Annotated in this window: 18 protein-coding genes; 7 read left to right on the forward strand and 11 right to left on the reverse strand. The window is 69.1% G+C overall.

Features of this window, described 5'->3' with window-relative positions:
* Positions 1–61: 61 nt before the first annotated feature.
* From HII36_RS02185 to HII36_RS02225, 9 genes are all read right to left on the reverse strand, one after another.
* On the reverse strand, positions 62–622 hold the full coding sequence (locus tag HII36_RS02185) for a C40 family peptidase (RefSeq protein WP_173521317.1): 561 nt from the start codon (positions 620–622) through the stop codon (positions 62–64).
* Entirely contained in the window at positions 622–1530 is a 909-nt protein-coding gene (locus HII36_RS02190) for a replication-relaxation family protein (RefSeq protein WP_173521318.1), read from the reverse strand. The genes HII36_RS02185 and HII36_RS02190 overlap by 1 nt, the downstream gene beginning before the upstream one ends.
* The gene (locus HII36_RS58510) at positions 1530–3842 is read right to left on the reverse strand and encodes a type IV secretory system conjugative DNA transfer family protein (RefSeq protein WP_173521319.1); all 2313 of its coding nucleotides are present in this window, start codon (positions 3840–3842) and stop codon (positions 1530–1532) included. The genes HII36_RS02190 and HII36_RS58510 overlap by 1 nt, the downstream gene beginning before the upstream one ends.
* A gap of 41 nt (positions 3843–3883) precedes the next feature.
* Positions 3884–5605 carry a VirB4 family type IV secretion system protein gene (locus tag HII36_RS02200; protein ID WP_173521320.1) on the reverse strand — a complete coding sequence of 574 codons (1722 nt, stop codon included), beginning with the start codon at positions 5603–5605 and terminating at the stop codon, positions 3884–3886.
* A complete protein-coding gene (locus HII36_RS02205) occupies positions 5602–6579 on the reverse strand; it encodes a PrgI family mobile element protein (RefSeq protein WP_173521321.1) in 978 nt (325 codons plus the stop codon). Before HII36_RS02205 ends, HII36_RS02200 begins: the two co-directional genes overlap by 4 nt.
* Positions 6563–8113: a hypothetical protein gene (locus tag HII36_RS02210; protein WP_173521322.1), complete on the reverse strand. Its 1551-nt coding sequence runs from the start codon at positions 8111–8113 to the stop codon at positions 6563–6565. The genes HII36_RS02205 and HII36_RS02210 overlap by 17 nt, the downstream gene beginning before the upstream one ends.
* A 31-nt stretch (positions 8114–8144) precedes the next feature.
* Positions 8145–8534: a pilin gene (locus HII36_RS56285; RefSeq protein WP_236003107.1), complete on the reverse strand. Its 390-nt coding sequence runs from the start codon at positions 8532–8534 to the stop codon at positions 8145–8147.
* A gap of 182 nt (positions 8535–8716) precedes the next feature.
* Entirely contained in the window at positions 8717–9508 is a 792-nt protein-coding gene (locus HII36_RS02220; RefSeq protein WP_173521323.1) for a sigma-70 family RNA polymerase sigma factor, read from the reverse strand.
* A 321-nt stretch (positions 9509–9829) separates the two neighbouring features.
* Positions 9830–10015, reverse strand: coding sequence for a hypothetical protein (locus HII36_RS02225; protein WP_173521324.1), 186 nt, complete (start codon positions 10013–10015; stop codon positions 9830–9832).
* Between the two features lie 366 nt (positions 10016–10381).
* Here HII36_RS02225 and HII36_RS02230 point away from each other — a divergent pair, with 366 nt between their 5' ends.
* The 7 genes from HII36_RS02230 (at position 10382) to HII36_RS02255 (ending at position 17930) form a co-directional block, all read left to right on the forward strand.
* Positions 10382–11239 carry a DNA methyltransferase gene (locus HII36_RS02230; RefSeq protein WP_173521325.1) on the forward strand — a complete coding sequence of 286 codons (858 nt, stop codon included), beginning with the start codon at positions 10382–10384 and terminating at the stop codon, positions 11237–11239.
* A 9-nt stretch (positions 11240–11248) separates the two neighbouring features.
* Complete coding sequence (locus tag HII36_RS02235; RefSeq protein WP_173521326.1) at positions 11249–12103, forward strand: TRM11 family SAM-dependent methyltransferase; 855 nt, start codon at positions 11249–11251, stop codon at positions 12101–12103.
* A gap of 249 nt (positions 12104–12352) precedes the next feature.
* Positions 12353–12484 (forward strand): hypothetical protein, encoded by a 132-nt coding sequence (locus tag HII36_RS57710; RefSeq protein ID WP_268959425.1) that lies wholly within the window; start codon positions 12353–12355, stop codon positions 12482–12484.
* The gene (locus tag HII36_RS02240; RefSeq protein WP_217369071.1) at positions 12481–14139 is read left to right on the forward strand and encodes a recombinase family protein; all 1659 of its coding nucleotides are present in this window, start codon (positions 12481–12483) and stop codon (positions 14137–14139) included. Before HII36_RS57710 ends, HII36_RS02240 begins: the two co-directional genes overlap by 4 nt.
* Positions 14140–14566: 427 nt before the next feature.
* Complete coding sequence (locus HII36_RS02245; protein ID WP_173521327.1) at positions 14567–15463, forward strand: DUF2637 domain-containing protein; 897 nt, start codon at positions 14567–14569, stop codon at positions 15461–15463.
* Positions 15463–15762: a hypothetical protein gene (locus tag HII36_RS02250; protein WP_173521328.1), complete on the forward strand. Its 300-nt coding sequence runs from the start codon at positions 15463–15465 to the stop codon at positions 15760–15762. Before HII36_RS02245 ends, HII36_RS02250 begins: the two co-directional genes overlap by 1 nt.
* A complete protein-coding gene (locus HII36_RS02255) occupies positions 15759–17930 on the forward strand; it encodes an FtsK/SpoIIIE domain-containing protein (protein WP_173521329.1) in 2172 nt (723 codons plus the stop codon). Before HII36_RS02250 ends, HII36_RS02255 begins: the two co-directional genes overlap by 4 nt.
* A 169-nt stretch (positions 17931–18099) precedes the next feature.
* Here HII36_RS02255 and HII36_RS02260 read toward each other — a convergent pair whose 3' ends face one another.
* Both HII36_RS02260 and fxlM read right to left on the reverse strand, forming a co-directional pair.
* On the reverse strand, positions 18100–19242 hold the full coding sequence (locus HII36_RS02260) for a hypothetical protein (RefSeq protein WP_173521330.1): 1143 nt from the start codon (positions 19240–19242) through the stop codon (positions 18100–18102).
* A gap of 4 nt (positions 19243–19246) precedes the next feature.
* Positions 19247–21337 (reverse strand): methyltransferase, FxLD system, encoded by a 2091-nt coding sequence (gene fxlM / locus HII36_RS02265; protein ID WP_173521331.1) that lies wholly within the window; start codon positions 21335–21337, stop codon positions 19247–19249.
* Between the last annotated feature and the right edge of the window lie 4 nt (positions 21338–21341).

A 21341-nucleotide genomic window follows, 5' to 3' on the forward strand; every position in this document is an offset into this window, starting at 1 on the left:
TCGGGGGCGGGTCGGCGCTGGCCGACCCGCCCCCGCACGTCTGCCACGGCGGGTGCGCTCGTCAGGAGCGGCCCGGACGGGCGTACCCGATGATGCCCCGACGCGTGGTGTATCGGCTCACGCGGACCCGCAGGCCCGTTCGGGGTGCCTCGATCATGCGCTCGGTGTCGAGGACGAGGCCGACGTGTCCGGGATAGTTCGCGCTTCCGTCCGCACCCTGGAAGAACACAAGGTCGCCGGGAGCTCGGCGATCGGGCGGGACGTGGGTGAGGGCCTGCCATTGCTCACCTGACGTGCGCGGGATGGCGATTCCGGCCCGGTGCCAGGCGTAACGGGTGAGGCCGGAACAATCGAAACCGACCGTGTTCGCGCCTTGGCCGATCCCACGGGTGGGACCGTCGATCCCGCCGCCCCCGTAGGAGTAGGGGGTGCCGAGCCAGCGGAGTGCCGCCGTGATCGCGGCCGAGCCGCCCGTCCCGTTGACCAAGAGCGGCGCGCAAGCAGTACCGCAGGCGTTGGCCGGGGCGGGGGCACCGTGCCCCGGTAGCACGGCCGCCATGACGCAGATGATCACGGCGACCAGCATGAGCGCCCCGGACGCCGTTGCGGCGACCACGGGCATCAGGCGAGGCCACCGCTTGCGCCGGTGGAAATGATGGCGTCACGTAGGCCGGTCATACGGCGGCGGGGGCCGGTTGATCCAGCAGGCAGCCACACGGGCCCAGCGGGGCCATCGGCGGCCGTCGTGGGCGTGTGTACGGCGGTGGCGACGGGGATCGCGGGAACCGCCAGGAGCTTGCGGAGGTTGGCTTCACGCGTGGCGTTCGGAAGCCAGAACAGGACGGGCGTCACGATGCCCGTGGCTTCGGCGAGAGCGGTGTAGCCGTCGAGTTTGGCCAGAACGCGGGAGAGCGGTTCGGTGCCGGTGTCGTGTTCCAGGAAGAAGTCGATCGAGTCCGGCTGACCGGTCGGGGCGGGCTCGGTCCAGCGGCCGAAGGCATCGGGCCGGGCCAGATCCCCCCAGAGGGCGGCACAGCGGCGTTCAGGCCACCATTCCGCGACCGCAGCCCCGTTGGCCACGCGGCGAGCCGTCGCGTGAAGCTGGGCGAAGAACTCGTTGACGCCTATCTGATGATTCAGGCGGGACGAGAAGGCGATCGCGCCGGCGGAATCGGGCCGATAGCGAAGTTCAGAAGGGGCGATGCCGCGCTGGGCCGCGAGATGGTGCGCGCCGGTGGCGCCGAGGATCCAGTGCCACGGGCGGCTTCCGGTTGGGGCCCACGGCCGGAAGCGGTCGAGGGCCCGCAGTTCGTACAGATCCAGGAGGCGATGGCGAGCGCGGTGAACGCTGGGGAAGAAGATCGCGGTGAGCTGGTCGGTGGTGAGGACGCGGTGTTCCCAGACGGCGTCGAGGATCTCGGCGTCTCGCGGGGTGAGGCGTTCGGCGAGATCCGCGATGAGGGCCGGGGTGACGCGGAGGCGCTGGTGCCGGGAGGGAAGCAGGCGGCGGTGCGTGTTCGGACGGGTCATCAGATGCTCTCCTCGCTGGTGCGGCGCGGGTCGGTCGGGATGCGGAGTTTGGGCTTGCTCGTGGTTCGGACCTCGGGGCGGGCGTATGCAGCACGTGAGGCCGCGCGAACGGCTTCCTGACGGCCGGGGATGGGATCGGGGAGAGGGCGGGTGCGGAGAGTGAACGCCGAGGATGGCCCGCCTTGGCCGGTGATGATCCGGCCGACGGCTTGGTACGCGCCCAGGTGGGACAGGTCGTGCGCGTTGAGAACGGGGCCGACATGGCGGGCGAGGTCGTGGGCGTCCTCGGGAGAGGAGGTGAAGTAGATCTTGTTGCGGGCGTCGGCGGAGACGGCTTCGCGCAGGTCCCTGGGGAGCTGGGACAGGTGCTGGTGGGCGAGTGTGAGCGAGAAGCGGTAGGCGCGGGCCTCGGCCAGGAGGTCGCTGACCGAGATGGGCATGTTGAGGAAGTTGTGGGCCTCGTCGATGTAGGCGGCCGCGTCTCGCCGTTCGTCCTCGGCCAGGCGAACGCGCGGGGTGATGGCCTGCCAGGTGTGGGCGAGGAGAAGGGAGCCGAAGAGGCGAGCGGCATCTTCACCGAGAACGCCCTTGGGGAGGCGGGCCAGGACCAGGCCGCCGGTATCCAAGGTGCGGGCCAGGTCGAAAGTGGAAGGTCCGCCTGAGAGTGCGTCGCGGACGAACGGCCGCAGCAAGACGGCGCGAAGCTTGTTCATAACGGGGCTGATCACCGAGGCGCGGGCCGCGGGGGACAGCTCGTCGTACGCGGACCAGAAACCTCGAAGGAGCTCGTCGTTGAGCTGGCCGACGATCCGGGCGCGGAAGGGTGTGTCGGTGAGGAGCTTGGGGACGTCGGCGAGAGTCGCCCGGTGGTGCTGAGTGCGGACGAGGGTGAGGCAGGCCGAACGCATGAGGTCGTCAAGGCGTGGCCCCCAGGACGAGGCGAAACAGCGATGGAAGATCGTGACGATCGAGTCGACGGCGAACGCCGGGTCTGGTCCGGCGAGGATGTTGAAGCAGGGCGGATTGCCTGGCTCGGCCGGGTCGAACAGGACCGTCCGCTCGATGGCGCGCTCTGGAAGGCGGTCGAGGACGTCGTCGATGAGGTCGCCCTTGGGGTCGATGACGAGCGCACCTCGGCTGGCACGGGCGTCGGACAGGATGAGGTTGGCCAGGAAAGTGGACTTGCCGACACCGGTCTGACCGAGGACGTGCAAGTGCTGGCGGGAGGCGGCCACGGTGACGCCCACCGGGCGCGGGTGCCCGGTTTCGGCATCACCCAGAACGCGGACGTCCTGGCCGTGTGTGGGGACGTCGGGCGCGGGCGGGACGGGCCGGGCTCCAGCGCGGGCGATGCCGGGGGCGGCCTGGTCGTAGGGCAGGTGGGCGATCGCGGCGAGCTCGCTGACGGACAGGAGGTAGCCGATGTTCATCCGGCGGTTGGCCATGCGGCCGGGCAGATCGAGGCCACGAAGGCGGCGCAGGTACTGGTGGCCGGAGGCGTAGAGCGCGAACGTGGCCGCGATCTCGTGAGCGCGTCCACGCAGGCGGCCTCGGGCGTCGGGACGGTCACTCGTGACGGCGTAGGAGATTTGAACGGCGAAGCGGGACTGGCTCGCCTTGGCGAGGATGGCTCGGATCTCCTCGGCGCGTTCAGGGAACATCCGGGCCAGTTCGCTCGGCCGGGCACGGCTCAGGCTGCCAGGCGTGATCAGGTCGAACAGCTCGGACCTGACGCTGCCGGACGTGCCGTTCCGCAAGACGGAAGCAGCGCGGTACGCCGCTGACAGCCGCCGTCCGGTCACCGGGCGGACCAGCACCTGGACAGCGGCGCGCTCGCCTGGGCGCAATCCCGACAGCGCGCCGAGGAGGGCACGCAGCGGGTCGTTGCCGTGCGTCGTCGCGAGTGGGTAATGGTCAGCCCGGGCCAGGACCATCCGACCTCGGGAAGTCGTGGCGCCGCGCCGGGCGGGTGGTTCCGCCGGGCGGGTAGTCACAGCCGCGCCGGGCCATGCTGACCGGATCGCCTTCTCCACCAGCCCAGGCGGGACGAGGCCCGGCACCCACAGCTGAACCCGCACGCCGGAGGCGTCGGCCACGTACTCCCAGGCCAGGTGGGGCTGCCCGAGCAGACAACGCTTCCAGCGCGGTGCGGTCAACCCCATCACCTGGGACCACCAGGCAGCCGCGCTGCCGGATTCGACCTGCGGTGGGATGGCGATCTCGACCAGCCGAGCGTTGCGTGCGAAACGTGCATTGCGCCACCGCCACAGCACGGCCCGGACTGCGACGAGCACGAAGAAGGCACCGATCACGTATGCGCAGAGAACCGGATCGGGAAGAGTCGGAGACATGGCTACTCGGCCGGGTCCGTGGTCGCGAGGGTGTGCTCGGACGCGCTGGCAACGGCTGAGAACGCAGCCCGATCTCCGATGCCACCGCAGACCAGGCCCTCGCCCTGGCCGGCCGAGAGTAGGAAAAGCCGCTCACCTTCGGTGAGATCGAAGGCTTCGGCGATCTCATCGATCGCCTGCGGGGCTTGCCGCAGCAGAATCTGCGTACTGGCGTTGGCGACGACGGCCTTGCCGAGGTCGGAGCCGAGCAGATCGGCAGCGTCCTGGGTGACTACAGCGAGGCCGGCCCAGTGCTTTCGGGCGGACTTGGCGAGCCGGTAGAGGAACCGCGCGCCCTCGTTCTCGCGCATGAGCGTCCATGCCTCGTCGACCACGACCAGGCGGCGGCGCCGGTCAGCAGGGTTGGACACGCGCCGCCAGATCGCGTCGAGCGCCAGGAGCATGCCGATCGGCCGGATCTCCTCGGGCAGATCCCGCAGCGAGAACACGATCAGGTGACCGTCGGGGCGGGTCGTGGTCGGCCCGGAGAACAGGCTGCGATAGGAACCGGACACGTACGGGGTGAGCAGCGCGGCCAGTTGGGACGCTTCAGGCGAGTCGGTGGCTTCCAGCATCGTCGCCAAGTCGGCGAGCAGCGGTGCGGGACGCTTCCACGTGCGCTGGTCGGAGGTGATGCCGTGGGCCGCGTAGGTGGCGATGACCGCCTTGTCCAGCACGGCCTTCGCCGCCGATGTGAGCGGTTCGCCGAGCATGGTCGCGACGAGAGTTTGGAGGAACATCGCGCGCCGGTTGAGCGCGTCCTCTTCAGCCGCGTCAGGCAGGTCGAAGGGGTTGAAGCAGACGCTGGGCATGCCAAGGCCGAGAACGGTTCCTCCGACGGCGTCCGACAGGCGCCGGTATTCGTCTTCGGGATCGACGATGCACACCTCGACCTGGTAGAACAGCAGCCGCAGCACTTCGAGCTTGGTGAAGTACGACTTGCCTGCGCCCGAGCGGGCGATTGTCACGGAGTTGTAGTTGTCGTGGGCGAACCGGTCCCACAGCACGACGCCGGAGGAGTAGACGTTCAGCCCGAACAGCACCGGCGTCTCACTGAGCCTGGGCCGCAGATCCGGCGAGGCGAACGGGAAGGCCGCCGCGAGTGCCGAGGTGTCGAAGGTTCGGCGGGTCTTCAGCGCGTCGGTACCGAGCGGGAGCGTGGTCGTCCAGCCCTGCATGGCACGGAAGGTCGTCGGGTGCGCATCAAGCAGAAGGGAAGCCGCCAGGGCTCTGACGTGCTGAACTTCTGCGTCCAGTTCCGCCGAATCCGCAGCATGGACGGTGAGGTAGAGGCCGACGCGGAAAAGACGGCCGTGCCCTCGCGCGAGGGAGGCGGCCAGCGCCGCGGCGTCATCGGCAGCCGCCTCGGTCGCGAAGTCCGGCATCCGGCTGCTCACGGAGGCGGACTCCAGACGGGCGAGCTGGCGGCGCAGCCGCTGCGCGGCGATCAGCGGAGGTATGGGCTCGATGTGCAGAGACACATCGAGGTGTCCGGGATAGCCGGTCAGCGGTTCGAGCCAGCCCGCACCGACCTCGCGGGGGTATCCGGCGATCGCGAACGACGCGCACACCCCGTCAGGGAACTCGACCGTGCGCGCGTTGATCTTCAACGAAGACGGGCCGGGCAAGGCAGTGGCGGTCTCGATCAGCTCCGCGGGGTCGCCGGCGAGTCGAGTGAACTTCATCGGACGTCGTCTCCAAGCGTGATCAGCTCATCGGGGCGGGCAGTCCCGATCGGTTCCAAGCGACGCGGCGACAGTGATCGCATCAGCAGATCGCGAGCGTCCTCGGCGCCCATGACGGAGGCGTGCACGCCTAGAGCGAGCAGCGAGCGGGCCGCCTCCTCAGCCCGGCGAGCCACGATCGCTGCCGAACTGTCCCGACGCGCCGCTCTCCGGGACCCGCGCCTCCACATGGACGGCTGCTCGGCGTCGTGGTGACGGACGACGATGAGGACATCGCGGGTCAGCAGGTCCCGCGTGCCGCTGAGCTCGGTGAGGAACTCGGCGTGCCGGTGGGCCGCCTGCTCCAACGCTGGATCGGCCAACTGCCCGGCGGCTCGGCTGATCGTGTCAGCGAGGTCGGACAGGTCGACCGGCCGAGCCTGAAGAAGAATCTGCACAGGTGCGTCCAGCGAGTTCAGCCAACCGGCGAACACACCTACGAGTGCCGCCTGCTCATCACTGGTCCGCAGGCCGAAGGCCACAGTTCCGGCTTGGACGACCGCGGCCGTTCCGCCTTCGGCCAACTCCATGACCCCGTCCTCGCGGATCGCCCGAACGGGGAGCCGCAACGCTCCGGGCAGGCGTCCCCGTACTCGGCACCAGGCCGGCGGCTCGGGTACTCCTTCCTCAGCGGTGACGAGCTTGCGGTCACGCCGCAGATGGGCGAGCGCATGAACGGCGAGCCGATCGAGGCCCAGTCCGTCTCGTCTGCCGAGCGCCAGCGCGCAGCCGCAGGCGATCACCGGCAAGACGATCGCCGCGAGCACGGGAACAGGCAGCCGGTCACCGGCCATGAGATACACCCAGGCAGCCAGCACGGCCGTCCCCGCCAGAATCGCGACCTGCCGGATGCTCAGACTCGCAATGATCTTGTCCGGCGCTTCCACATCGGCCGGGATCCTCGCGACGAGCCGCTCACTACTTGTCTGACGCACGACGCGCCGCCTTTCGATGAGAACGAGGTGCTTCGAGCCGCACCGTGACCTGCGACGGACTGCGCCGCGTACGACCCGATCTGGATGGATGCGGCGGAACGTCCGGCTGCCGGTGGCTACGGGCGGACGACCGGTCATGACGGCCCGGCTGCGGGCAGGCATAGCCCAGGGGACCAGACCCGCCAGCGGTCCCATCAGTCGTCCCGTCAGGCCGCGTTGCGCGGTCATGGCGAACGCGTCCCACGCGGGCGTTCCCGTTGCCCGCACAGCCCCCGGGGGCCGTCCCGGACGGACGACGGGGATGGCGCGGCGTCCTCGCACACGGCCCACCCGCGCTCGGACCGCGAGCGCCAGGACCACCACCGGGACCGCCACCCGGAGGACCGCCGGGCGGACCGCTCGGCCCGCCACCCCCGCCGCCACTGGGCGGGGTGGGCGGCTTCGGCCGCCGCGCCGCGCGGGCGGTACCGAGTCCTCTCCCGAGCAGCATGCTCAGCCCGCGATAGACGACCAGGGACTTCACCAGCTGTGAAAGCATCTGAGGCTTGTTCGCCTGCCAGATCGTTCGCGCCACCCAGCCGGGAATCTTGAGAAGTACGAACAGCAGGCATATGGCCATGAGCAGGTCCGTCATGTCTGCCGACGTCGGCACCCAGAATGAGTCATCGTCACCCGGGCTGGGAGAGAACAACAGCTGCAATGCGGTCACGAGCACCAGGGACTGGCACATCTGGATCGCCAACAGCCCCGTGATCGCCCGCCACCACAGCCGGGCGAGCCCGTCCGTCATCGGCAGGGCGTGAAAGATCAACGCGAGAGGCGCTGCCGCGATCACGACCATGGTGAGCGCGAGCCGAACGACGTAGGTGAACATCACGCCGACGGCCAGGACGACCACGACCAGCGCCACGATCGCGAAGAACACACCCCTGGTAGCGATGCCCGCCAGGACGGCCTTCTTGATCGCATCGAACACCGAGGCAGGATCGATCCGACTGGCCCCCTCCGACAGGAAGGCCTGGCTCAGCCCGTTCGCCAAGACGATCGCGTGCTCGATGGCGATCAGGCTCAGGTTCGCGGCCAAGAACGCCCACACCAGCCGTGGCAGCAACTGTCGCGCCGAGGCTTCTCCGGGCAGCGCCTGCCCGACCATGAGCATCACACCCGCGGCCGTCACCAGAAGCACGAAACAGGTGTTCGCGATCGTGCGCGACAGCTCCCACAACTGCTTGGCCCGAGCCATTTCGGGAGAGCTCAGCTCCGGCGTCGCCAGCACGGTGGACCCGAGCATCTCGAACACCGGCTTGGCCGCCGACTCCACCAGATGCGTGAACCATGCGTCCACTGCCTGGCGAGCTTCGCAGGCCACATCGATGAACCCGCAATCGGCCTGTTCCGTCAATTCGGCGGACGGCGGTGTCGGGCTGGGAGCAAGGGACGGTGTCGTGGACGGCACCGGCGTCGGAGTGACGGCGAGTGCGGGCCCACCGACGAGTGCTGAGGCGAGCCCCGCACCGACCAGCAGGACGAACAACCTGAGCGCTCGTCGGATGGCGCCGGACACGTCAGGCCCCCACGATCCGCTGCAGGATCTTCACCAAGACCGGCGCGAGCATCGCCACCCCGTACCCGAGCGCCCCGTACCGCAGCGTCTTCTTTGCCGCCTCGACCTCTCCCGGGTCTCCACCGGCCAGGATGTAGCGGACTCCGCCGATAGTGAAGAACAGCGTGGCCAGCCCGACGAGGAGCCCGATCACCACGTTGCGCAGGTTGATGATGACCTGGTCGAGCGAGGTCGAGGCCATGTTGGTCATCGCCTCGGCGATCCCCGGCACGGTCAGCGCGGCCACCACGCACCCGCCCGTCCACATCAGCGACGCGACACCGCGCCGGATCCAGCTCGTCCCCGCCGGGACTCGGACAACGAACAGCGGACAAGGCCGCAACGACTTCATGACATGGCCTCCAACTTGAGAAGTCGTGAATGGGCCGCCAGCCGTGATCACAGGCCCAGAGCGATCCGGGAAGGGTGTCCTCCTTCAAAGGACGAGGGACGCTGGGCTCGATGGGAACGGGCGACCGTCCCCCGAAACTCACCCCGAGCCGCGATCACGGCTGACATGAATGAACCACCGGCTCAGCCAGCGAGATTGGAGCCGAGTCCGTCACAGCTGACCGAGACTTGACCCTCCTCGATCGCCCGCGCCAACCGTGCCTCGGCCGCCCGCCGCCGCTTGTACAGCCGATCCGCCGGCAGCCCCAGGCGGGCCGCGTACGCCCGCAACGGCTGCCCCTCCAAGCGCGTCGCATTGATCAGCTTCGCCTCGTCTGGGCTGATGATCCGACACCGGACGGCCTCGGCGAGCACCATGAACGGCTCCGCGGCCACAGACACCTGCTCCGGCGTCTCGGCGCAGACCTCGATGGAGGCGAGCTCACGCGCCCGAACCCGAAGCGCACCCTTCCTCGCCCACATCAGCAGCCGAGGGAGGATGTTCGGCCGGTCGAGATCGATTCGGCGGAGCTGTTCGACGAAGTTCGTCACCATCTCCGAGACGATGTCGTCGACCACGTGCGCTGGGCAGCCCTGGCTGGTCCGCGCGGCCAGATTCTTCAGCCCCGGCATCGCCATCCCCACGCACGCGATCACCCACGCTGGACCGTCGCAGCGCGAGCGCCGTATCAGATGCGCCCAGACGTCGTCCTTCAGCTCGTCACCGGCCTGCGGCGCGAGCAACATCTCCTTCAGCTCGTCGAGAGCGATCGCACGCTGGGGCACTCCATGCCCGATGAAGCGGCCGTCCACCGAGAGCGGGCTTGGGCCGACGACCAGGAGTCGGAATGCCCTGTCGGCTGCGCTCAGGGCGTTCTCGGTGAAGTTCTTCGAGGTGGTGCTGTCCGGTAGGTCGAGGCCCATCGTGTCCCCCATGGGTGGCGCCTGGATTGGTCGATCCAGGTCTCCACCACGGGCTGGGGAGAACTCGGAGCAGCAAGAGAAGAAGCGCGGGAACCATGAACGTGCCGTATGAGCTCCCATCGGGGTTCTGACCAGGGCCAATAGACAGGCATCGAGGGCGCGCTCAAGGGATGCCTCAAGTCCGCCAATCCGATGCCGACCTGCGAGAAGGCGCTTCTTCGATCGGTCGGTCAAAGTTCTTGCCAAGGTGCCGCGTGGACTCGCGACGACGGTGAGTGAGATCGGGGCGCAGTCCGTTGCAGTGCGAACCGCTACTTCATCGCCAGGCTCTTGTCAGGGTTGCTCGCCGGGCTGACTTGTGGAAACGACACGCACAATCCTTCCGGCCTCGATATGCCTGAGCAGGTCAGGGAGCGAGCAGTCCTCGGGGCGGAGAATCACGATTACTCTTCCCTGGTCATCCGTCGTATAGGCATTCACCTCTTCCGGTTCCGGCTTTTCACGGGCGTTGTCGGTCATGATGCATCACCCTCTTCCTCTTGATCGCGCGGGCAGGATCAGCGGGACCGGCGGCGCAAGGGGCAGCATGTGGTGGTGTCACGGGCCGCACGGACTTGGTAGCGTCAAATACCGCTCTAAGTGATCGCACTATCACACAGTGTCGCCATGCTGATTCCAGCGTCTGGAACGACATGCGTCAGCAAGTTGACGATTTGACAGATTCTGATTGGGTCAGGACCTCCCCCAGGGCCAATCCAGTTGGACACGCAGGACGAGGGGATTTCACCTGGAGCAGGGCGTTGAGGGGCAAGGACGGTTCCAACCAGCGCTGATCTTCCGGTGTTTCAGTACATGGGAACGGGTGACCGTCGCGGGTCACCGTAGATGAGCAAGAACGAACGATCACGGCCGGAGAACACGCGAACCGCCGAGAGGCGGTTGGTGCCGCTCTCGGTCTGGCTGTGTTCCGACACAACTTCCGAAGAATCCAGCGCCAAGGACAGTCCGCGTGCTGACCAGGACCTATGTGGGCGGCATCGCCAGGCCGTTGGGCGGGAGCTGGCGCGGCATCTGATCGATGCCTGCACCAGTCCGGGTGGGGTTGTCGCGGACGTCTTCGCCGAAAGTGAGACGGTGCTGGTCGCCGCGGCGGAGATGGGACGGCTGGGAGTCGGATGCGTTCCGCGCCTTCCGGTCGCGCAGCACCTCGTCGGCCGTCTGCGGCAGCAGCTCACGGCGGAGCAGCGGGCGGCGGTGAGGCTGCGCCCGCACGGGCCGCATCAGCTTCGGGAGGCGCTGCTCGGTTTCGAAGGGCGGGTCGAGCTGCTGATCGCGGCGCTGGCGCCGTACCCGGAAGGCGGGCGACCCGCCACTGCGGAACTGATGCCGTGTCCTTCGTGCAGGGTGGAGCAGCCGACGCTCGGGGCTCCGCAGCTCGACCGGTTCCTGGATGACGCGCGGCACGTCCTCGCACCGGGCGGCCACTTGGCCGTGATCACGACGGCCCGGCACGAGCGGGGCAGGTTGGTGGACTTGGCGCCGGGCCTCATCCGGCGGGCGGCAGGCGCCGGGCTCGCTTACGTGCAGCATGTCATCGCGGTGCGGGTCCCGGTCGAGGGAGACGCCCTCGTGGTTCAGCCGGGCCCGGCGGAGCTGGCGCAACTGCGTCGTGCTCAGTCTGCGGAGCTGCCACCGGTCGTGTCCGTGCACGCGGACGTCTGCCTGTTCACCCGTACCGGCTGAGGTGGAGAGATGAACGAGAACCTTCTGCCGTCGGTGCTGGCCACGGGCCAGGTGCAGTCGCGGGTGCAGAGGCGGGGCCGGTATGTGGCGGAGTCGATGCGGCATCCGGGCAAGATGCTCCCGTCGATCGCTTCCCAGGTTGTCTCGGCGTTGAGCGAGCCGGGGGATTTGGTGGTGGATCCGATGTGCGGGATCGGGACCACGCTGGTGGAGGCGGTGCATCTGGGGCGGCATGCGGCGGGGATGGAGTACGAGGCGGACTTCGCCGGCCTCACCGCCGCGAACGTCCAGCATGCTCGTTCCCAAGGGGCCACCGGGTATGCGCGGGTGGCTTGTGGGGACGCGCGGAGCATCGCGACGGTGTTCGCGGACCTGCGGGGGATGGCCGCTCTGGTGCTGACCTCTCCGCCATATGGGGTGCGGACGCACGGTCATGTCCGCTGCGGTAGCCGGGAGGGTGGTGGGCCGGTGAAGAAGTTGAACCACCGCTACTCCACCGACAAGGGCAATCTGGCCCATCAGCGGTTGCCGCAGTTGATGGAGGGCTTCGGGCAGATCCTGGCCGGGTGCGGGCAACTGCTGCGGCCGGGCGGGGTGGTCGCGGTCACGGTTCGGCCGATCCGGGTCGGCGGGCGGCTTGTTGACCTTCCCGGTCAGGTGATCGAGACTGCGGAGGCGGCCGGCCTGGTGCCCACCCACCGCCTGGTGGCGTTGCTGTGCGGGCTGCGTGATGGCGGGCTGGTGAACCGGGCGTCGTTCTTCCAGATGCTGGAAGCGTGGAGAAGCCGGGAGAAAGGCCAGCCGGTGTGCGCGGCGGCTCATGAGGATCTCCTCCTCCTTCGCAAGCGGGGCGGCCAGGAATGAGGGGCGCCTTCTCCGCTGGCGAGACCAAGAGCGGGAGATGCCCAACTTCGTTGTCCACAAGCTGTGGGCGGCCGTCGCCGGCTGGGCGAACGGGAGGCAGTGTCCAGCGGTGATTGACATCGATCGTCGAGGCGAGCGGTCATGTAGGACCGCCGGGGTGGGGCGGGCCCGTAGGGCCCGAACCGGTCGCCGGTGGGCGCGGGGACTCGTTCCGAGCCGGGGCGGGTCGTGAGCGGCGCAGGTGGCGGAGTGCGGTTGGTGGTGCCGGGGGAGGAGGTGAAGCTCACCCCCGGCGCTGCCGGGGTGTTGCTGCGGATCCTGGTCAAGGCCGCCGTCCGCATCAAGCAGCCGCAGAGCGTGAAAGAGGGGCAGCAGAGATGACGATCAGGTTCGGCTTCTATGGCCGGGTGTCGACCGAGGACAATCAGGACCCGGAGGCGTCACGGGCCTGGCAGTTGCATCGGGCACGGGCTTTGATCGGACTGAGGGGCGGTGAGATCGTCGCGGAGTTCTTCGACATCGACAAGTCCCGTTCGATCCCCTGGCAGCTCCGGCCGCATGCGGCGGCCCTGATCGAGGAGCTGAAGGACCCTCGGCGAGGCTTCGACGCGGTGGTGATCGGGGAGCCGCAGCGGGCGTTCTACGGCAACCAGTACAGCCTGACGTTCCCGCTGTTCGAGCACTTCGGCGTGCCGCTGTGGGTGCCTGAGGTGGGCGGGCCGATCGATCCGGCCAACGAGGCCCACGACATGATCATGGGCGTCTTCGGCGGGCTGTCGAAGGGCGAGCGGAACCGGATCAAGATCCGGGTCCGGGCCGCCATGGCGGCCATCACCGCGACCGAAGGCAGGTTCCTCGGTGGACGTCCGCCGTACGGGTACGTGCTCCAGGACGCCGGTCCGCACCCGAACCCCGGCAAGGCGGCCGACGGGCGCAGGCTGCGGCGGCTGGTGGCCGATCCGGCCACCTCGCGCGTGGTGCGGTGGATCTTCAACGAGTTCCTCAAAGGCCGGGGTTACCTGGACATCGCCGAAGACTTGACCATGCAGGGCATCTTGTCGCCGTCGGCCAGCGATCCGGGGCGGAACAAGCACCGGGACCAGCGGGCGTGGTCGAAGTACGCCATCCGGGTCATCCTCACCAACCCGCGCTACACCGGCCACCAGGTATGGAACAAGCAGCGCAAGGACGAGGTCCTGCTGGACGTCGAGAACGTCGCGCTGGGGACGACGACGAAGCAGCGGTGGAACGCCAAGGACCTGTGGATCTGGTCGGAGCATCCCGTTCATGACGCGATCATCACGGTCGAGGAGTACCAGCGCGTCCAGGACATCCTCGCCACGCGCGCCAGAGGCCAGTACAGCCAGCGCCCCCGCCCCACCCAGCGCCCGTACGCCTTCCGAGGCGTGCTGTTCTGCGGGTACTGCGAGCGGCGGATGCAGGGCAACTGGAACAACCGCCAGGCCTACTACCGGTGCCGTTTCCCCGCCCAGTACGCCATCACCAACGAACTCGCCCACCCCAAGGTCGTCTATCTGCGGGAGGCGGAGATCCTGGATGAGGTGGACGGCTGGCTGGCGACCGCGTTCGGGCCGGGCAGGCTGGAACACGTGATCGCGGCGATGGCCGAGCAGGCGATCGACCCGAACGAGGCAGCCCTGATCGACTTGCGGAAACGGCTGTCTCAGTGTGACCGCAAGCTCGGTCAGTACCGATCCGCGCTCGATGCCGGAGGCGATCCGGTCGAGATCAGCTCGTGGATCAACGAGACCAAGTACGAACGCGCCCGCTTGGAGGGGGAGCTGAAGGCGGCTCCGGCCGCGCAGCGGATCACCGTCGAGGAGATCAGATCGATGATCGAGGAGGTCGGCGACCTGGTGCGGCTCGTCGGAGAGGCGGACCCGGATGACAAGGCCGAGCTCTACACCCGGCTTGGGCTGAAGCTCACGTACTACCCGGAAAAGCAGTATGTGGAGGCCCGGATCGAACCGGAACCCCCACATGTGCGTGCGGTGTGTGTCCGAGGGGGGACTTGAACTCCCAGGATCATGGGGGCATCGGGGGACATGTGCGGGCATCCGCATCCATCTTGAGCTGCCCGTACGCCGTTTCCTGATCTTCGCTGGGGCATCCAGGAACATCCGGGAACATGGGCGGCGGTATCAGCCGGAGTATCACGCGGGGGATCAGGCGCGGGCACCTCCTGGCGCAGGTTGAGGGATCTGCAACCCGCGACGAAGTCGAGGGCGGCAAGGCCATTCAGCGTCGCTGCCCGGACGAGGTCTCGGTCACGCGCCCGCGCGGCAAGCGTGTCCATGAAGTCCGGGACCGCCCAGACGCATGTCTCACGAGTTGACCCCGCTGGCCCGCCAACCCAGCGGCAGTTAGGTGGCCGGGGGCCGGTGACTCTAACACCGGGCCCCGGCCTAGACCCAGCCACCTGACCAAACCAGGAGCCAGGCCATGAGCCAGTACCCTTCCACACCCACGATCGGCGCGGAAGCGAATCCCGCCGACGAGGTTCAGCCGAAGCGCGTCCGGCGCTTCTTCGCTAACCCTTTCCGTCACCGCCGTAGCCACGCCGTGCCGGCCGCTGCGCGGCCCGTTGAGACCGGCGCGGGCCGTCTCGGAGACCGGGTCATCCTCGGCTTCGCGGTGGCTGTCCTGCTGGCGGTCGCCGCCGCTGCGGCCTACGTCTCGTACCACCACTTCTACGGCCTGGCCATCGCCCTCGGGGAGCGGCACGACATGGCGATCCTCTACCCGGCGATGTCGGACGGCGTGATCGTCATGGCGTCGCTGGTGATGGTCTACTGCTCGCGCCGCACTATCCGCGTGCCAGTCCTGGCATGGGTCGCCCTCGCCCTGGGAGGCGCGGTCACCCTGGCCGCGAACGTGGCCCACGGCTGGTCAGGCGGACTCGGATCGCGCCTGGTCAGCGCCCTGGCGCCCCTTGCCTTCGCGGGTGCGTACGAGCTGCTGATGTGGATCGTCCGCAACACCCGCCGCCCGGCCGCCGAGCCGCCGGCAGAGGAGGTGGAGGAGCACGTGTGCCAGCCCATCGAGACCGTCGTGGAGGTGGAGCGCGTGGTGCCGATGCTGGCCGCCGACCGGTACGAGGCCGCCCGGCTGGCCTACCTCGACAGCCTCGGCGAGGGTAAGCAGCGCCTGGGCCGCCGACCGCTGATGAACCGGTGGGGACTGGAACAGCGCGAGGCCGAGGAGATCATCGCGGAGGCGGATCGGGAGCAGGCGCAGGCCGCCGCAGTCAAGGAGCCCGAGACACCCGGCGCAGAGGCCGCCGTGCCGTCGCTGACCGGTGTGGAGCCGACCGGCACGAGCGAGGCGGAGGCGGCGTGATGACGGACTTCCTGATCCCGGTCGCGGGCGTGTGCGTGTTCCTGCTGTGCGCCACGCGAGAGGCGGGCGCGGACGCCCGGAGCGCCGGGCAGATGTGGGCGGCGGTGCGTCGCGCCGGATGGAGCCGTACGGCCTTCACCATGACGCGCGTCGCCGTGGTGGTCGTGTTCCTCGTTCTGGCCCAGGTGTGCCGTCTGGTCGGGCACGCGGTCACTGGGGTGCGGGTCGTCGTAGAGGCGCTGGCCGTGCATGTCGAGATCCTCGGCTCGTTGGTGACGCGGACGGAGGTGCGGGCATGACTGCCACGGAGGAGATGAGCGACGGCATGGTGATCGCCTTCCAGGACGAGGACGTGCGCCTTGCTGCCGAGGTCGCGCTGGGCAAGGCCGCCCAGGAGGCTCCGGAGGAGGGTGACGGCGTCCTTGAGGGCACTGTGGTTCTCGTCGATCAGGCGCACGGGCCCGAGCCGACGGACTTGCTCGCCGAGCTGGCCGCGCGCCGCCAGGAGCGGCAGCCGCTGATCCCGCTGTGGCTGAGGTCGCGGGCCGATGCCTTGCAGGTGTTGAAGTGGCAGGCCGAGCACACCGGCTACGTGCTGGCCTACCACGCGCTGCGTACCCCGAAGTACGCCGCCAAGCTCGCGGGACGCTCCCCGGCCGGCGCCTGGCGGCTGCTGGTGGCGCTGGTGCGGTGGCTGTTCGACCTGGAAGGCCGCCCGGTCCGGCGGGCGGCGGCCACCAAGGAGGAGGTCGCGGAGTACCTGGCCCTGTCGAGGCAGCGCGACGACCGGGTCAAGGCGCGCCTGTGGACTCTCCTCGTCGGCGCGATCACGGCGGTCCTGGCCGGGATCTTCGTCGCCGTGGCCGCGCCCACCTGGGTACAGTGGGCGATCCTCGGCGTGCTCATCGCTGGGGCTGGTGTTCTCGGGACGCCCGCCGATCAGCCGCTGCTGGACCGGGCGGTCGTCCCCAACCGGGTGCGCAAGCTGACCAGTGACCAGGTGCTGGACGCGCTCGGCTCGCTCGGCATCTCGGCCATCAACCAGGCGCTGGGCAAGAACGGGCGCGGCATCACCTTCCCCGCCCCGATCATGCGCGACGGTCCGGGCTGGCGGGCCGAGGTGGATCTCCCGCTCGGCGTGACCGTGGCGGAGGTGCTGGACAAGCGCGACAAGCTCGCCTCCGGCCTGCGCCGCGCGTTGGGCTGTGTGTGGCCCGAACCGGTGTCGGAGGAGCACCCCGGCCGGCTGGTCGTGTGGGTGGGCGATCAGGAGATGCGCAAGGCCCGGCAGCCCGCCTGGCCGTTGGCCACGTCGGGGCAGGTCAGCCTGTTCGAGCCGGTCCCGTACGGCAACGACCAGCGCGGCCGGCCGATCTCGATCCTGCTCATGTTCGCCAATGTGCTCATCGGCTCGATGCCGCGCTACGGCAAGACCTTCGCGCTGCGGGTGCTGCTGTTGGCCTGCGCGCTGGACCCGCTGGCCGAGCTGCGGCTGTTCGAGCTGAAGGGCACCGGGGACCTGTCGGCGCTGGAGAAGGTGGCCCACCACTACGCCAAGGGCGCCACCGACACGGCGAAGGCCGCCTGCGTCGCCTCGCTCGCCGAGGTGTACGCCGAACTCGATCGGCGCGCCGAGGTGATCGATGGCCTGCCGCGCCACCAGGCGCCCGAGTTCAAGGTCACGCCCGAGCTGGCCGCGCGGCGCGACCTCGGCCTGCACCCGATGGTGGTCGCGATCGACGAGTGTCAGGAGCTGTTCGCTGACGACGAGTACGGCGAGGAGGCCGCCAAGTACGCCACCGCCATCATCAAGCGCGGTCCCGCCCTGGGCATCATCCTGATCCTGGCCACCCAGCGCCCGGACAAGGACAGCCTGCCCAAGGCCATCTCCGCAAACGCGGGCATCCGGATCTGCCTGCGGGTGATGGGCTGGCAGGAGAACGACATGATCCTTGGCACCGGCATGCACCAGGCCGGGGTCAAGGCCACCATGTTCACCCGCAACGACCAGGGCATCTCCTGGGCGGTCGGCATCGCCGACGACCCGATCATCGTCCGCTCCGCCTACCTGGACGGGCCGACGTCGGAGCTGATCGCCGAGCGAGCCCTCCAGCTCCGCCAGGCGGCCGGGACGCTGTCGGGTCAGGCGATCGGGCAGGAGCCGCCCCAGCGGGCCTCCTACGACCTGCTGGCCGACATCCTGACCGTGACCACGGCCAAGGAGGAGAAGGTCTGGAACAGCATCGTCGTGGACCGGCTCGCTGGCTTCCGGCCGGATGCCTACGGCCAGTGGGCGGACCTGGAGGACGACGCCAAGACCGCCACACTGACCGCCCGCTTGAAGGAGTACGGCGTCCGTACCGACGACACCTGGGGCCGCGACGGCGCTGGCAAGGGCCGCAACCGTAAGGGCTTCAACCGCACCGACGTTGCCGAGGCGCTCAGCAAGCAGAAGGCTCAGCCCTAGCACCCGGGTCACCTCGCCGAACGCCTCCGGGCCTGTTTCCGGGGCGTTCGGACGGGGTCGCTAGAACGCTAGGTCCCAGCTCAGGACGAGGTTTCACTGCTAGCCAAGCCGCTAGACCTCGCGGTCGCACCCGCTAGAACTGCGTGTTGGGAGACCCAGTGGCAGCCGGTTAGACCAGGGTCGGCGGCGGTGACCTAGTTTCAGATCCAGATGACCTGGTAGGCGTATTCAGGACCGCCTCCATCGCTGCCTCACTTCTTTCCAGGGCAGAGAGGAGCGTGGACATCAGCACAGGTGGGATGGTGCCGACTCCGAGTCCGGACGCATGAACTACGGACGTCAAGGCCGCCCGCGCACCCCCGCTGATGAGCGCGGCGGCTGCCTCGTCACCGAGGATGTCCCGTGCGACGTAGCCATCCGACGCCTGGATGACCTCCGACGCCAGATGGTCAACCAACTCAGTAGACCCGGACTCGCTGGCGCCGACGAGGTGGAGCAGGGTAAGACCCAGCCGTACGCGAAAGACCAGCAGGCCGGGATCGGGAGCGAGCGCCAGGTACCGCTCTCGGGCCTGAGCGGTGTGGATCGCACCGCCGTTCTGGCCGAGGCAGAGCACGGTGAGGCATGCCGCGACGGCTTCCTCCCAGGGTTCGCTGGCGCTGGTGTCATTGAGCAGCGCCAACGCGGTGTCCGGGTCGCCGGCGAAAAAGTGCGCCAGGACGGCGACTTGGCGGCCGTCCAGCAGACGCTGGCCGATGCCGCGCCGGCGGCGCAGGTGCTCGTGGGCCTCCCGCCACCGACCTACGCTCGTCAGCGCGCGGGTGCCGTCGGAGAGGAGGACGGTCCACAGCCATGTGCACACGCTGTTGTGGTCTCCGTCGGTGGCGGTGAGGGATGCCGCCGGTACGACCGTCCCGTCAATCGTGGTGTCCACGCGTGCGGAGACGGCGTCGGCCAGGGTGGTCAGCAGGTGGAAAGCGGCATCACCGTCGCCGTCGCGGACGGCCAGCCGTGCCAGGTTGACGAGGGGTTCGAGACCATGGCGGGCGGCCTGCGCGTCCAGCGGGCGGGCGCGCAGGTACACGGCGGCATGACGGTGGCACCACTGGCGGGCCAGCTCGGGCAGCCCGACGTCGGAGGCCAGCAGCGCGGCTTGGTTCAGCACGGCCGACGCTCTGGTCCGGTCCTGGTTGCGGGCGGCGGACTCGGCGAGGGCGCACAGCGTCTTCACCCGCCTGTCGAGTGGTGGGCACCCGGGGCGGGGGCGGGCCACGAGGGGGAAGCGCCGCGCGAGCGGGCCAGTGGCGTCCATGCTGTCAGTCCCAGATGACGACGATCTGGTGGTGTTCCCGGTCGAGGACGAACCGGCCGGCTGCCGGGTCGTCGGGGACGGGCTGGTCGGGGATCTCGAAGCGGGCGGTCAGGTCGCGATAGTCGCTGTCCCACCGGCAGATCTCCTCGGCCACCTGGTCCATGAGCTTGGTATCGGAGGGGCCGTGCCCGACGACGCCGATCTCGTACATCTTGCGGCCGTTGTCAGGCTCGACGGGCCGGATGGTGAGGTAGACGAGATCGCGGTCGCTGACGGTCGCCATGGAGCCCCATGGGAACATGGGGGTGACCACGCCGCGGTCCTTGGCCTCGGGCGCGGTGTTCATCCGCATGAGGGCGTTGTCCAGGCGCAGGCACAGCCACAGTTCCAGCCATTCCAGTGACACCTCACCGGGGAACAAGACGCCCGTCCAGTCCTCGTGGCGCTCGCCGTCCAGCACACCGGCCAGGGCGATCGGGTTGACCACCTGGTCCTGGTGGACTTGCAGGGTGACGTCCTGCTCGGGGGTGAGGTGGATGTAGCGTCGGGCGTCGTCGCCGGTGCCCCGCAGCGGCATGAACACGGTCTGCTGGCTGTCGATGCTGTGCCAACAGTTGTCGTTGCGCTCGAAAGCGATGCTGCGGGAATTGGTGCCGCGCAGCCGCACCGGCACGACCAGGCGTCCGCCTGGGGTGAGCTGCTCCATCCAGGCGGGCGGGACCTCATAGGCGCCCACCGTGGCGATGATCCGCTGGTAGGGGGCGTTCGCGGGGTGGCCGAGCGCGCCGTCGCCGAGGACGACCTCGACATTGCCGATACCTGCGGCGGCCAGGTGCTCGCGGGCGCCAGCGACTAGGTCGTCATCCACGTCGATAGTGGTGACATGGCCGCTGTCGCCCACGATGGCAGCCATGAGCGCCGCGTTGTAGCCGGTGCCCGCACCGGCTTCCATGATCCTGTCGCCGGGTTGAGCGGCGAGCTGTTCAAGCATCATAGCGACGGTCCCCGGCTGGGAGGCGGCGCTGATGTTGACCCCGTCCTGATCCTGCTTGGTGTAGACGGCGTCGTTGGCGTACGCCTGACCGAGGTCGACGCCGGGCAGGAACAGGTGGCGCGGGGTACGCCGGAACGCGGCCTCGACGGCAGCGGTGCGGATTACCTGGCGGTCGAGGAGCCGCTTGGTCAGATCGTCGCGGAGCTGGTCGCCGGAGGCGTCCGAACGGTCGTCGCTGATAGTGGTCATTCGATTCACCTTAGTTATCTGGTGGGTGGTGGGAAGCGGTGACACGATGTCGTCGTCTCGGAGGAACACGGTGTCTGCCGCCAGCCTGGCCAGCGCGATCTGGTCGCGCAGGGTAAGGCCGGCGCGGTTGGCGTGGAAGATGATGTGGTGGGCGAGCACGGCTCGTAATCCGCGGGTGAGCTGCCCTTCGGCCGCCAGGCCGGCCAGGGCGCGCCCGGTGTCGGCGAAGGCCGTCACCAACGGCTCGTAGCCGGTGAGGGGGCCACCGCGGGTGGCGTCGCACAGGTGTGTGGTGTCGGCGGTCATGAGCCGCCGCATCTCGGCGCGCAGGCGCTCGGCCTGGTCGGCGGGGACGATGTCGGCCGCCGATGGGCGTAGCTGGGCCACCTGGGCCCAGACGTCGCCCTGCTCGCACCAGTCGAGCATGGCGGCGCGCAGCATCACGCCGCACAGCACCACACTGGTCTCCCGCTGTCCCAGCACGGGTGGGGCGGGTTCGGCCAGGCGGCGGAGCACGTGGAGGCTGTCGTGGTGGAACAGCGTGTGGGCGACGTCCATGGCGGCTTCGCCGCCGAACGCCCGCGTCTCGGGCTCGTAGATGCCCAGCGACCAGCCGATGATCCGGCCGTCTTGGGTGAGGGTGTCCAGCAGGCTGACGAGCGAGGCGGGAGGGCGGCCGAGGTCGCGGCAGCGCAGCCGCCAGGGCGTCTTGCGGACGAACCACCAGTCCTGGATGAGGCCCATGTTCTCGGATAGGGCCAGCACGGGCAGCAGGGCGTGGGCGGCGACCTGCTCGGCGGTGTCGGCGTCGCGGAAGGCGATGTTGTACTGACGCCAGATCGTGGTCGGCATGCGC

Origin of the sequence: Nonomuraea antri (assembly GCF_013283785.1) — a bacterium.
GTDB lineage: Bacteria > Actinomycetota > Actinomycetes > Streptosporangiales > Streptosporangiaceae > Nonomuraea > Nonomuraea antri.

Bases quoted from the DNA above. Each gene is read 5' to 3' on its own strand.
- HII36_RS02200 (WP_173521320.1), bottom strand. From the start codon at position 5,605: ATGAAGTTCACTCGACTCGCCGGCGACCCCGCGGAGCTGATCGAGACC.
- HII36_RS02220 (WP_173521323.1), bottom strand. From the start codon at position 9,508: ATGGGGGACACGATGGGCCTCGACCTACCGGACAGCACCACCTCGAAG.
- HII36_RS56285 (WP_236003107.1), bottom strand. From the start codon at position 8,534: ATGAAGTCGTTGCGGCCTTGTCCGCTGTTCGTTGTCCGAGTCCCGGCG.
- fxlM (WP_173521331.1), bottom strand. From the start codon at position 21,337: ATGCCGACCACGATCTGGCGTCAGTACAACATCGCCTTCCGCGACGCC.
- HII36_RS02190 (WP_173521318.1), bottom strand. From the start codon at position 1,530: ATGACCCGTCCGAACACGCACCGCCGCCTGCTTCCCTCCCGGCACCAG.
- HII36_RS02230 (WP_173521325.1), top strand. From the start codon at position 10,382: ATGAGCAAGAACGAACGATCACGGCCGGAGAACACGCGAACCGCCGAG.
- HII36_RS02245 (WP_173521327.1), top strand. From the start codon at position 14,567: ATGAGCCAGTACCCTTCCACACCCACGATCGGCGCGGAAGCGAATCCC.
- HII36_RS02260 (WP_173521330.1), bottom strand. From the start codon at position 19,242: ATGGACGCCACTGGCCCGCTCGCGCGGCGCTTCCCCCTCGTGGCCCGC.
- HII36_RS02240 (WP_217369071.1), top strand. From the start codon at position 12,481: ATGACGATCAGGTTCGGCTTCTATGGCCGGGTGTCGACCGAGGACAAT.
- HII36_RS02255 (WP_173521329.1), top strand. From the start codon at position 15,759: ATGACTGCCACGGAGGAGATGAGCGACGGCATGGTGATCGCCTTCCAG.
- HII36_RS02225 (WP_173521324.1), bottom strand. From the start codon at position 10,015: ATGACCGACAACGCCCGTGAAAAGCCGGAACCGGAAGAGGTGAATGCC.
- HII36_RS02235 (WP_173521326.1), top strand. From the start codon at position 11,249: ATGAACGAGAACCTTCTGCCGTCGGTGCTGGCCACGGGCCAGGTGCAG.
- HII36_RS02250 (WP_173521328.1), top strand. From the start codon at position 15,463: ATGACGGACTTCCTGATCCCGGTCGCGGGCGTGTGCGTGTTCCTGCTG.
- HII36_RS02185 (WP_173521317.1), bottom strand. From the start codon at position 622: ATGCCCGTGGTCGCCGCAACGGCGTCCGGGGCGCTCATGCTGGTCGCC.